The following is an 11,917-nucleotide window of genomic DNA, read 5'->3' as shown; positions in this document are numbered from 1 at the left end:
CCCGAATGCCGGTCTCATCGAAATGCGCAACAGGGCTGCTCACAATTTGTTCCTTGATTTTGTGCTCGACGGATTCCAGATGTTCGTAACAGGACAGATTGGCACTTATGATCGTGCCCTCACTGAGCTTGTGCGCAAACAGATCTTCCATCACTTCGCTGACACGATGGTAAGGAAGAAGTTGATATTGACTCAAGTAGGTTGTTGTCGCGCGAAATCTTGGACCGTACTGAACCGGGGCCGCGACCTCTGCCGGGAATTCGCCCTTGATCACATTGCCGCACCTCTCACAGGACTTGACTTCTGCCTGATGTTCGGTGACTTCCAATCGCAAGAGTGGCAGCTCATGCACCTGTCGCCTCTCATAGCGGAGGACAGGGGAAGGCTCTAGATGATGACCGCAAGCGCAATGTGTCACCGGATGAACGACGACATGATCCGGGCTTGCAGAGAAGGTGAGGGTATGTCCCTCATGGCCCGTCTGACCGCCTGGCGAACGTTCTCCTTTGACGCGGAGACTCTTCGGCTTCGGTTTCTTATATCCGTCCGATGACGGTGGCTTGCCCGAATTTCTACTATTCTTGTTGATCTGATTTTCGAGTTGTTTCACGCGTGCTTCCAGCTTTTGAACGGTGGCAAGCAAATTCGTAACGAGTGTAACGATACTCTCTGGATCTTCTTTACAAGCTTTGAGAATCTGCTCACGCAACACGTTTCAGCACCTCGCACAACAACCAGAATAAAGGAAAACGGATCACCTATTCGTGGAATAAGTTTACAAAAAAATTTCCGCCATGTACAGCAGAGATTTGTTGTTTGACATTTGAATAGTACCTGAATAGTTACAAAAGGCGATGCATTTCTTCACCAAAAACCGAGACTGATCTACACGTTTATTTATAAACACCGCTTCCAGTTTCGTGTTGAGAAGATGTGCCGTGTCATGCAAGTATCCCGAAGCGGCTATTATAAGTGGATTCATCGTAAGCCCAGCGAACAAGAGAAGCGTCGGAAGAAGCTCATGAAACGAATTCAGCATCATTTCGATGGCTTTAAGCAGCGATACGGCAGCCCTCTTCGCTCACAAGCTTCGCGAAGAGGGCTGGGTGGTGGCCACGAAGACCGTTGCCAAGCTCATGAAGGCGATGGGACTCCGCTCTCGTGTCGTGAAGAAGTACAAAGCTACAACGAACTCCAAACACAATCAGCCTGTGTATGATAATGTGTTGAACCGTCAGTTCCAGGTCGACGCGCCCAACCGGGTGTGGGTCACAGACATTACCTATGTCGCCACAAAGCAAGGCTGGGTATATTTGGCGAGCGTCATGGACCTCTTTTCGCGTAAGATTGTCGGTTGGTCGATGGGCAGCCGGATGACCAAGGAGCTCGTGCTTGACGCGCTGGACATGGCTTACAAGCGTCAGAAGCCTAAACCCGGTTTGGTTCATCATTCTGATCGCGGATCGCAGTATGCGTCAACCGAGTACCGTGAGCGGCTGGATAGTTATGAGATGATTGGAAGTATGAGCCGCAAAGGGAACTGTTACGACAATGCTTGCATCGAATCCTTTCATAGCGTGATCAAGAAAGAGCTCGTTTACTTGACGACGTTTCAGACACGCCAGCAAGCTTATGAGGCGATCCACTCGTATATCGAGCTGGAATACAATCGCATCCGGATCCATTCTTCCATTGGCTATTTAACTCCGCATTTATGCGAAAAGAGGTACTACGAGCAACAACAGGTCGCTTAATTTGTGTCTACTTTCTTGACAGAAGTACACCAAGCTGCGCCTCCAGGTTATCGGACAGCGCCGTTAATACACCTCCCGGAACATCCTCTGCGCTTCCGTTCAAATATTTGCGCATGTACGTCTCCGCCTCCGCTTTCAGCACGTTGTTCAAAATGCCGAATTCGCTCAAATAACCGCGGCACTTGAATTCCGCGCGAATGCCGGCGCTCGTGATTTGCGGATCGTACACTTTGATGCCCCGCATCCGGAACTGGCGCCGGATAGCTGTCAAATCGCGGGTGATCCTATCGAGGGTCGCCTGCATGAAATCGGCGTACGGTCCGGGCGTCTTCACCGCAGCCGCGATGCGTCTGGCGTCTCGTTCGAAGGCGGACAGCAGCATCGGCAGCAAAATGAACTCCTTGATCATGCGCAGCTCCTGCGCCGTCAATCCGGCTTGACCGTTCATTCGATTCACCTTCCATATCGAACATGTGTTCCTATATCATTTATTATGTCCCGGGAAAGCTTGTTTAGTCAATCGCCGTTCGCAAAAAGAAAGGCGGTAATGATTGACAATCGTTTATAACACGTGTTATATGTATTTTGAAGAAAGCGATTCGTAAGGATAGTGAACATTTCATCAGCCGAAACAGACGACAGAAAATCAAGATTTATCGGGCAAACGAATAGGGCAAGCGAGAGAGGCAGGTGAAGAAGCGATGAAGGGTCGGGTGACCAGCAAGGACGTCGCCCAGCGGGCCGGCGTGTCCCGCAGCGTCGTGTCGGCGGTGCTGAACGGGACGCCCGGCATCGGAGTGAGCGAAGAGAAGCGGCAGGCGGTGCTGCGGGCGATCGAAGAGCTGAACTATCGCATCGACGCGCACGCCCGCGGCATGAGAACGGGCAAGAGCCGCTGTCTGGCGGCCTACGGGAATTTGGACAATCCCTTGTTTCTCCAGGTGCTGCAGGGCTTTCAGCAGCGGTGCCGGGCGCACGGGTACCAGGTGCTGCTGTACGGCACGGAGGAGGGCTCGGACGGCCGGGTCGGGCTGATCGACCTGTTCCTGCAGCGGCGCATCGACGGCATCGTCACCAAGGATACGACCGGCTACTCCGACCCGGACTGGCTGGACCGGGTGCGGGAGTACGGCATTCCGTTCGTATCCGTGGAAGGGTACCCCGAGACGGACGGCATCACGTCGGTGCTGATGGATTATGCCGAGAGCATCGTCATGGCGCTCGATGAACTGTATGCGAGGACGGGGCTTGCTCCGCATTATTTGGAGGTGTACGAAGGTCCGGCCTACCGTCCGAACTGGGGCGACCGCGAACGGTTGAAGGCGTACGGCGACTGGATGCGCGCCCGCGGCTTCCGGCCGCAGGTGCATACCGCCGCGAGGGCCGAATTGGACGGCATGGCCGCTGCTTTGGCAGAGCGGGCGGCCGCCGGCGACTGGCCGATGGCCATCCTCTCGAACTGGTCGGCGGGAGCGGTATCGGTGTACCGGGCCGCATACCGGCTTGGGCTCGGAATCGGCCGCGAGCTGCGGGTGATGGCCGCGGACAATACGGACCGCGTGAACGGCTATCTCGTGCCGCCGATTTCCGCCGTCGAGGTGCCTTATCCGGCGATGGGAGCGGCCGCCGCGCAGCGGCTGATCGAATATGTGGAAGGAACCAGAAGCCCCGAGGATACCGAAAATATATGGATGTCGGCTCACTTGGTGCCGAGGGAAAGCGTTTAGTCTTACACAGCGCCGGGGAAACGAGGAGGATGGAGAATGTTTTGGACGATTGAGAAGCTGGAAGCGAGAATCGGAGAGCTGGACAAGTACCGTTACCGCGGCCGGACACCGCTTGCGGAGCTTCGCATGAAGGAGGACCCCGCAGGGGAGATCGGCGCGTATCCGGACGAAGGAGGCGAATGGCGCGCGGCTCGCACCGGCGACCGCTGGCGGGGCCGGGATGCGTACGTATGGCTGGCGGCGGACGTGCGCGTCCCGGAGGAATGGAGGGACCGCAAGCCGGTCGGCCTGTTTCATTTTGGCAAAACGGGAGGAAGCAGCGGCTTCGAATCGCTGCTGTTTCTGAACGGCGAGCCGTATCAGGGTGTAGACTCCAACCATACGGAAGTGTTCCTGCCGCCGGATGTGTGCGGAACGGTTGTGCGGCTGCGCTTCCGGCTGTGGTCGGGTCTAGGCGGCTACCGGCCGGAGGCAGTGCTGGAGCATCGGATCGAGCAGGCAGAGCTGGCCTGGCTGGACGAGGCGGCGGACGATCTGTTCTATACCGGTCGCGCCGCGCTGGATACGGCCCGGCTGCTGGACGACAGCCGGCCGGAGCGGCATGCCCTGCTGTCGGCGCTGGACCGGGCTTTTCTGCGAATCGATTGGTCGCGGCCGGGCTCGGATGCCTTTTACGCTTCGGTAAGGGAGGCGGCTGCCCTGTTAAAAGAGCAGCTGGACGCCATGCCGAAGCATCACGCCGTCACGGTGCGCTGCATCGGGCATACGCACATCGATGTGGCGTGGCTGTGGCGGCTCAAGCATACGCGGGAAAAAGCGGCGCGCTCATTCTCTACGGTGCTGAGGCTGATGGAACTGTTTCCGGATTATGTCTTTTTGCAGACTCAGCCGCAGCTTTACGCCTATTTGAAGGAGGACTATCCGGGGCTCTACGAACAGATTCGCGCCCGCGCGGCCGAAGGACGGTGGGAGCCTGGCGGCGCGATGTGGCTGGAGGCGGACTGCAACCTGTCCTCCGGCGAATCGCTGGTCCGCCAGCTCCTGTACGGCATGCGCTTCTTCCGCGACGAATTCGGCGTCGAATGCAAATATTTGTGGCTGCCCGACGTATTCGGCTACAGCTGGGCGCTGCCGCAAATTTTGCGCAAAGCGGGCATTGAAGCGTTCATGACGACCAAGATCAGCTGGAATCAATACAATCGGATGCCGCACGATACGTTCCTGTGGCGAGGCATCGACGGCTCGGAAATTTTGACCCATTTCATTACGACGCCGGACCCGGGCGGCAATGAAGGCGCTTTTTACTATACCTATAATGGCAAAATCACCCCGGAATCTGTCCAGGGCATCTGGGACGCTTACCGGGACAAGGCGCTCAATCAGGAGCTGCTGCTGGCATACGGCTATGGCGACGGAGGCGGCGGCGTCAACCGCGAAATGCTCGAAATGCGCCGCAGGCTGGACGCTATGCCGGGCATTCCGCGCGTCACGACCGGCCGGGCCGACGAATATTTCGCCGAGCTGCAGGAGACAGTGTGCGGGACGGACCAGTACGTCCATACGTGGGACGGCGAGCTTTATTTGGAGCTGCATCGGGGCACGTATACGAGCCAGGCCTACAACAAAAGGATGAACCGGAAGCTCGAGCTGCTGTACCGCGAGGCCGAGTGGCTGAATGCGCTCGGCTGCCTGCAGCGGAGCGATTGGCGGCATTACCCGCAGAAGGCGCTGTACGACGGCTGGATCGTCATTCTGCGCAACCAGTTCCATGATATTATCCCCGGTTCCTCTATTCGCGAAGTGTATGAGGACAGCCGCGCGGAATACGAGGAGGCCGAACGGATCGGCCGGGAGGCGCTGCAGGGCGCCGCTGCTCTGCTGCAGGGCGAGGGCAGTGGCTTGCAGCAGCGAGGGGGCAGTGCGTCCGCTGCCACGGTGTATCTTGCGTTCAACAGCGCTGGCTGGGAGCGCACGGATTATGTGGAGCTTGCGCCGGGGTACGGGCTAGGCGTGCCCGAAAACGGCGCCTGTGCGGCCACAGATGGCCTTGGCAAGCCTGAGGGTAGTCTTGGAGTTGCCGAGGACGCCCCCGGCTCGGCCATAAGCAGCTTCAATACGATCGAGAATAGCCCTGGTGAGGCCAACAATAGTCTTGGCGAGTCCGAGGACAGCTCCGGTACGCTTAATAATAGCCCTGGCGCGCCTGAGGATAGTCCCGGTGCAGCCGGGAATAGCGCTTATGCGCCTGAGGATAGCTTCGATGCGGCCGGGAAAGGCGCTAATGCGCCCGAGGATAGTCCTGGGGCGTCCAACGGGCACTGGCGCGCGGCCGACGGCCGGGTGCTCGAGGCGCAGCGCACCGCCGCGGGCGGCTGGCTCCTGAAGCCGACGGGCGTTCCGCCGATGGGCTACGTGCGGCTGGAGTTTGCGCCGGGGCCGGGCGGTTCCGCCCTGACCGCTTCCGCCGAGCCGGCGTCCCCGTTCGCGGTGCATGCGGACGGCATCGATACGCCGTTCTACGAAATTCGCTGGAACGGGCAGGGCCAGCTGACCGCGCTGTACGACAAGGCGGCAGGCCGCAGCGTGCTGGCCGAAGGGGCCCGCGGCAACGTCCTGCAGGTGTTCGAGGATAAGCCGAAGAGCAGGCATGAGGCGTGGGACATCGACATTTTTTATCAGGAAAAAATGGAGGAAATCGCCGATTTCGAGGGAGCGGCGGTGGAAGAGGCAGGGCCGTTGCGGGCGGTCGTCCGCATGGCATGGAAATACAAGGATTCCGCCGTCGAGCAGCGGCTGATCGTATACAGGGACAGCCGGCGCATCGATTTCCGCACGCGGGTGGACTGGCAGGAGAGCCGCCGCTTGTTGAAGGCCGCCTTCCCGGTCGACATTCGCTCCGTCGAAGCGACCTACGACATTCAGTTCGGCAATGTGAAGCGGCCGACCCACTGGAATACGAGCTGGGATTACGCCCGGTTCGAAACGGTCGGCCACCAATGGGCGGACCTGTCGGAAAGAGGCTATGGCGTCAGCCTGCTGAACGACTGCAAATACGGCTACGACATCAAGGAGAACGTCATGCGGCTAACGCTGATCAAATCCGCGCTCGTGCCCGACGCGACGGCTGACCGGGGAGAGCACAATTTCACGTACGCGCTGCTGCCGCACGAAGGCGGCTGGTACGAGGGGCGTACCGTGCAGGAAGCGTGGGAGCTGAACAATCCGCTGCACGCCGCCGCGGGAACGGGAACGGGCTCCGAGGCGAGCTTCTCGCTGCTCAGCTTGTCCGCGGACCACGTCATGATCGATGCGGTCAAGAAAGCCGAAGACGAAGACGCGCTGATCGTGCGCCTGCATGAATTCGCCGGCGCACGCGGCCGGGTCACGTTGACGGCCGGGCTTCCCGTGCGCCGCTGGACAGAGTGCGACCTGCTGGAGCGCCCGCTCGGCTCGGCGAGCGAAGGGGCGTTCGTCTTCGACATCAAGCCGTACGAGCTGAAAACGTTCAAGCTCGAAATATAGCGATGAAGCTTCGGCGATCGCGGCTCTTTTTTCTCAATTAGAAATCTAACGAACCTGGGGGTAGCCTCAGGTTTTTTTCTTTGTGAGCGACAGGGAAGCCCGTTGACGTACAGGCCAAAACGTTCGTCTCGGGAAATACCGTTTCCGGCTGAATCTTAAGTAAAATTAAGGTCAAGAATGCACCTATATTATAGATATTCTTTTTTGAGGAATATGGACAATCGGGTAGCAGTGGGGGAAAATGCCGTATATGTACGTGGTTCATGCAGAAAGGTGCGTTCCGAAAAAAATATGCCGAAACATGCAACCGGATCGTATATCGACGCATCGTATTGGGTGGGAAGGGGAGGTGTCGGTCTGGACCATGCGGCAGAGCTCGTTCGACGCCTGAACGAGCGAGAAGAAGAGGCGTTGTGGACGCTCATGTCGCGATACGGAGACGATTTACTGCGCACCGCCTGGCTGCTGTTGAAGGACCGGCAGGCGGCGGAGGAAGCGGTGATGGACACGTTCGTGCAGGCGTATCGCCATATCGACCAATTGAAAGATCCCGAAAAACTGGGCGGCTGGCTGCTCCGCATTGCCATTAACCGATGCCGGATGCGGCTGCGAACCTGGAGCTGGCGTCGGCTCATTCCGTTCGCGGATGTCGAGCGGCTGCCGGACGAGTCGTCCGACCCGGGGCCGGAGGAGCGGTTACTGGCCGATTGCCGCGCTGCGCGGCTCAGCGACGCGATTCTGAAGCTGGGTTACAAGTACCGGGAAGCGATCGTATTGCATTATTTCAACGGATGGAAAGTGGCCGACATCGCGGCGCAGCTCGGCTGCAGCGACAACACGGTCAAGTCGCGGCTGGCCCGCGGGCGAGCGATGCTGCGTGAACTGCTGGAGGAGGATGAAGAGGATGGGTTCGGATCGGGAGCGGATTAACGAAAAGCTGCGCCAAGAGCTGGAGCCTTTGCGGTTCGAGCGGGCGGAGCAAGTGCTGGAGCGGACGCATCCGCGCACATGGAAAGCCCGACTCGCCGCGCTGTGGAACAAAGAGCTGGACATTGCGCTCGTGCCGGTCGGCGCCGTCGTGTCAGTCGTCGCCATCGCGCTTATGGCTGTTTTGCGGCTCGGCCAGCCCGATGCCGGCATCGGCTGGAACGACGCGGGAAACTCGGACGACCGGCGGTCGAAGCTTGTGGAGGCGGGCGGAAATACGTATTGGAAGGAAGATTACGAGAGGGCGGTGGCCAAACTTGAAGCGGACGATCAACATCAAGGTTAAGCATCTCGTCGTCGGGCTGCTCGCCGCATCGGCCGTCGTATGGCTGTACGCCGGGCTCGTACAGCCGAAGGCAAGCACACATCTGGCCGAATACCGGTACCGCCAAGGCGGCGGCGACGCCAAGCCCGCGCTGTTTCGGGCGATCGACGAAGCACCGGCGGCGGAGCGGTGGCGGCTTATCCGCGAATATATGATCGAACCGGGCGCGGATACACCGTTGGGGGTTTACAACGTCGTCGTCGGCCTCGGGTCGACCTATACGACGTATCGGACAGACGACTCCGGTCCGCCCGCGTTTACCGTGGAAGAAAAGCTGCCGTACTTGACCGATTACGTGCGGCGGGCTCCTGTTGACGGTTATATGCGGCGCGCCGCCGTGCAGCAGGCGGTGTGCTACCTTGGGCTCGGTGACCCGAAAGCGGCGTTGGAGGAACTGGCGTCAGCAGAACGGCGACTGAGCAAGAACGAGGCCAAGTCGCTGAAAATGATGCGCGCCACACTGCTGGCCGATCGGGGGGAAGATGAGCAGGCGCTGGCGCTGCTGGAGGAGCTGTCGGCCGATTTAAGCACGAACGACGCGGACTTGAACGGCCAAATCGCCGCCTTGAAGGCGAAGCTGCTCGTCCGGCAAGGCGATGTCGCGTCCGCTCGCGAGGAAGTTGCGCGGCAGCGGAAGGCGCATGAGGAGCAGTGGGAACAGCTGCGCCAACAGCACCCGAACGGATCCGGGATGCGGTCGGTCATGCTGGAGCAGCTTGGACGACTCGACGAACTGTTGCGGCAAACAGCCGCCGTGGGCGAGCCGGCTGCCGTATCCGGCACAGTCGTTCGCGGCGACGGTTCGCCGATGGTCGGCGTTGGCGTCTTTTTGCGCCATCGGGACGATGTGTATCACAGCGTTTTGGAAAACGAGCCGTACCAGACAATCACGGACGCCAGCGGGCAATTTCGATTCGACGGCGTGCTGCCCGGCAGCTACGCGCTGTACCTCGGCTTTACGTTCGAGCAGATCGACGGCTGGACGTGGCCGGTCGGCGGCAATGACTGGATCGATGTCGCCGCGGGCAAGCAGTTGACGCGGCAAGTGACATTAAGAAAGCTGATGGACATCGTATCCCCGGTCGATTCCGAGGCGGTGACCGGCGATGAGATCCGCTTTCGGTGGGAGCCGGTCGACGGAGCCGCGACGTATCGAATTGGCGTTCATATCCCGCTCGGAGAAGGAGGCACGGCCGGCATGACGCTGCGCGAAGGAGTGCGGGAGACAGAATTGACCGTCCCGATCGAAGAGCTGTACGACGAAGCGTCTCTCCTCGCCTTCACGGAGAAGGACGGCAAGGATATGCCGAGCCCGCTATCGCTGCTCGGTTTGGCGAACCCGGACAACCGTTTCTACTGGAACGTTGAAGCGTTGGACGCCGACGGCCGGCCGATCACCCGCAGCAACGGCTACCGGCTGGACGAGAGCACGATCGGGCGCTTTCCGTTTTTTTACGTAAAAGCGCGCGAGCTTGCCCCGGAAGACCGGCTGCTGTTGGACGGCAGGCTGGACGAAGCGCTGGCCGGATACAAGGCGGCTTTCGCGGCGAACGAGGCGGACCGCCACAGCTTGCGCATGATCGTGCGCGTGTACCAGGGGCTGGCGGCGGTTTCGGACGATCCTCGTCCGCTGGAGGACGAGGCGCTGCCGTACTTGCTGCGCATGGCGGAGCTGTATCCTACCAAGTCTGCCTGGTCCCGGGTGTTTGACTATTATTACAGTCGGGAAAAATGGGAGGAGACGAACCGGGCATACGCGGAGCTGGCGAGGCTGGAAGGAGGCGTGAACGGATACACGTCGTCCGTCTACGCTACCTCCCTGCTGCACCAAGGGCGGCTGCGGGAGGCGGAGGAGCTGTTCGCGAAAGCGATGGAGCTGGACGATTCGCACCGCTTTGTCGGCAGCTACATCGCCGTTCACCTGTACCGGCACGGTTCGATCGATCGGGCGGCGGAACTGGCGCGCCGCTATCCGGAGCGCGAACTGAACCCGGGCGGTCCGGTATGGGCGGAGCTGATGGCCGCGCTTGCCGACGAACAGGCGCAAGCCGCCGCACCCGACGCGTATTGGCGGGAGCTGCGAGAGCAACTGGAGTGGGTGTTCGCCGGAGAGAGCGAATCCGTCCGGGAATGGTCTGCGACGACCGGCTATACCGGAATGAAGCGGTTCGTGGAGGCGCTGTTGCAAGTGGATTGAAACGCGAGGGACGAGTGCAGGCAAGAAGGCGCCCGTCCCTCTTTTTGCGGCTCTTTGTTTCTTCTACTGCCAATAGGAAGTCCCGAGTTCCCATCTGATGGACAGGAGGGGGGCTTAACGATGCAGTTCTTTGGCGGATTTAGCACCCTGGTTGCGCAACCACTGAACCACTTCGCCGGCAGCGCTTCGTTGTGCCGCATCCAAAGGGGTCAGTCCGTCCCATACGGAAATCCAGTTCAGTTCGACCCCTCGTTCGAGCAAATGCTCGGCACAGTGCCGCTGTCCGCCGTGGCAAGCGCACCAGAAGGCGACGGTAACTTCATCCGGGGGTGGATTGTGGCTGGCTCCCCACGGATATCGCCGTGAAAGTGTTCTCCCGGCAAAGTGGGCTTCCATATCATCCAACAGTCCAAGCGCGGCCGCGTGCCAGAGCGTGAACTCTGCACCGCGCTCAACTAACCGGTGTGCGGCCTTCCACTGCCCAAACGCCACTGCATCGTCCAGCGGCGTTCCACCGGCGATGACCGCACCGGATGCCTCAATATCAGCGCCGACATCGAGAAGCGCGTCGAGCACCTCGATATCATCGCTGCTCGCGGCCCAATGAAGGGGTGTCTCACAATGAGGGCGGCCGGTGATTCGGGCGTTCACCTCAGCTCCAGCTTTGACCAATTCGGCCACCGTCGCCGCACCGTTTGGAAAATGGCCGGGCCAGTCGGTAGCCACATGCAGCAGCGTACGCGACACGTTCCCGTTGCACGTATCGCCTCCGATAATTCTCACCGCAGCAAGTCCAGGGTTCTCGGTGAGCAGTCTCTGCAATCCCAGGACATCGCCGGTGCGGATTGCCTCGACCAAGGTAACCGCAAGAGGCTCGTTTTCGGAAATGACCAATATGTTCATCCCTCCTAAATTTGTTAATTCTAATTATAGCTGAGTACATAGGTAATCTGGAGAACCCAACCACAAATAACTGCAGTTTTTTGGGGAAATCCCTCAGCTCGCCGTTCGGGAAAGGCAAGCGGCTCACCGGCTTTAAGACCGTGGTTCGCCCCCTAAGAGTCGGTAAATTCCATTGCCCTTCTATCCTCCCTTGCGTTCCGAAGCCTTTAAACCCCAAACCGACGAAGTCTGTAAAAGGAATTGCACGATGTGTGTCCATAATGGACATCGCTCTGTTAGCCCGTCTAAGTATGCCCGTCTAAGTATGCCCGTCTAAGTTCGTCCGTCCAAGCTTGCCCGGCCAAGCCGTCCGCCAATTCGTCAGCGCCGTTCGTCTCCCGGCTGTACGTCATGGATTCTCGAACCGAACGATCGGACAGACGCCTTTGTTCATCTTTTCCGGGTAACGGCAGAACAAGAGTCAAACAAAAACAAAAATACATATTCAAAAATAAACAAAAAT

The 11,917-nt window shown here is 59.4% G+C and carries 9 protein-coding genes; 6 read left to right on the top strand and 3 right to left on the bottom strand.

What is annotated here, in order from left to right; all coding sequences use genetic code 11:
- Positions 1-712 (bottom strand): DUF6444 domain-containing protein (locus tag F591_RS30470; protein ID WP_156829584.1); only part of this gene is annotated, 712 nt, incomplete at its 3' end.
- Positions 713-1,046: 334 nt separating this feature from the next.
- Between F591_RS30470 and F591_RS28210 the strand changes: the two genes are divergently transcribed.
- The gene (locus tag F591_RS28210; protein ID WP_083935494.1) at positions 1,047-1,754 is read left to right on the top strand and encodes an IS3 family transposase; all 708 of its coding nucleotides are present in this window, start codon (positions 1,047-1,049) and stop codon (positions 1,752-1,754) included.
- Between the two features lie 7 nt (positions 1,755-1,761).
- Here F591_RS28210 and F591_RS28205 read toward each other — a convergent pair whose 3' ends face one another.
- A complete protein-coding gene (locus F591_RS28205; protein ID WP_019535438.1) occupies positions 1,762-2,202 on the bottom strand; it encodes a YhjD family protein in 441 nt (146 codons plus the stop codon).
- Positions 2,203-2,455: 253 nt separating this feature from the next.
- On the opposite strand from F591_RS28205, the gene F591_RS0114985 reads away from it, so the two are divergent.
- From F591_RS0114985 to F591_RS0114965, 5 genes are all read left to right on the top strand, one after another.
- A complete protein-coding gene (locus F591_RS0114985; RefSeq protein WP_019535437.1) occupies positions 2,456-3,481 on the top strand; it encodes a LacI family DNA-binding transcriptional regulator in 1,026 nt (341 codons plus the stop codon).
- Positions 3,482-3,517: 36 nt separating this feature from the next.
- Positions 3,518-7,003, top strand: a complete 3,486-nt coding sequence (locus F591_RS32875; protein WP_019535436.1) for an alpha-mannosidase — start codon at positions 3,518-3,520, stop codon at positions 7,001-7,003.
- Between the two features lie 291 nt (positions 7,004-7,294).
- A complete protein-coding gene (locus tag F591_RS0114975) occupies positions 7,295-7,933 on the top strand; it encodes an RNA polymerase sigma factor (RefSeq protein ID WP_019535435.1) in 639 nt (212 codons plus the stop codon).
- Positions 7,908-8,276 carry a hypothetical protein gene (locus F591_RS32035; RefSeq protein WP_019535434.1) on the top strand — a complete coding sequence of 123 codons (369 nt, stop codon included), beginning with the start codon at positions 7,908-7,910 and terminating at the stop codon, positions 8,274-8,276. The genes F591_RS0114975 and F591_RS32035 overlap by 26 nt, the downstream gene beginning before the upstream one ends.
- Complete coding sequence (locus F591_RS0114965) at positions 8,248-10,512, top strand: carboxypeptidase regulatory-like domain-containing protein (protein ID WP_019535433.1); 2,265 nt, start codon at positions 8,248-8,250, stop codon at positions 10,510-10,512. The genes F591_RS32035 and F591_RS0114965 overlap by 29 nt, the downstream gene beginning before the upstream one ends.
- Before the next feature lie 114 nt (positions 10,513-10,626).
- On the opposite strand, the gene F591_RS0114960 is transcribed toward F591_RS0114965, so the two are convergent.
- Complete coding sequence (locus F591_RS0114960) at positions 10,627-11,415, bottom strand: ankyrin repeat domain-containing protein (RefSeq protein WP_019535432.1); 789 nt, start codon at positions 11,413-11,415, stop codon at positions 10,627-10,629.
- Positions 11,416-11,917 lie beyond the last annotated feature (502 nt).

The sequence above is a fragment of the Paenibacillus ginsengihumi DSM 21568 genome (assembly GCF_000380965.1).
Taxonomy (GTDB): Bacteria; Bacillota; Bacilli; order Paenibacillales; family NBRC-103111; genus Paenibacillus_G; species Paenibacillus_G ginsengihumi.
Note: the sequence above shows the minus strand (reverse complement) of the source record. Positions and strands in the feature narration are given on the sequence as shown.

What these genes read in the sequence shown, in the direction of transcription:
- F591_RS28210 (WP_083935494.1), top strand. Translation starts at nt 1,047, where the DNA reads ATGGCTTTAAGCAGCGATACGGCAGCCCTCTTCGCTCACAAGCTTCGC.
- F591_RS28205 (WP_019535438.1), bottom strand. Translation starts at nt 2,202, where the DNA reads ATGAACGGTCAAGCCGGATTGACGGCGCAGGAGCTGCGCATGATCAAG.
- F591_RS0114985 (WP_019535437.1), top strand. Translation starts at nt 2,456, where the DNA reads ATGAAGGGTCGGGTGACCAGCAAGGACGTCGCCCAGCGGGCCGGCGTG.
- F591_RS32875 (WP_019535436.1), top strand. Translation starts at nt 3,518, where the DNA reads ATGTTTTGGACGATTGAGAAGCTGGAAGCGAGAATCGGAGAGCTGGAC.
- F591_RS0114975 (WP_019535435.1), top strand. Translation starts at nt 7,295, where the DNA reads ATGCCGAAACATGCAACCGGATCGTATATCGACGCATCGTATTGGGTG.
- F591_RS32035 (WP_019535434.1), top strand. Translation starts at nt 7,908, where the DNA reads ATGGGTTCGGATCGGGAGCGGATTAACGAAAAGCTGCGCCAAGAGCTG.
- F591_RS0114960 (WP_019535432.1), bottom strand. Translation starts at nt 11,415, where the DNA reads ATGAACATATTGGTCATTTCCGAAAACGAGCCTCTTGCGGTTACCTTG.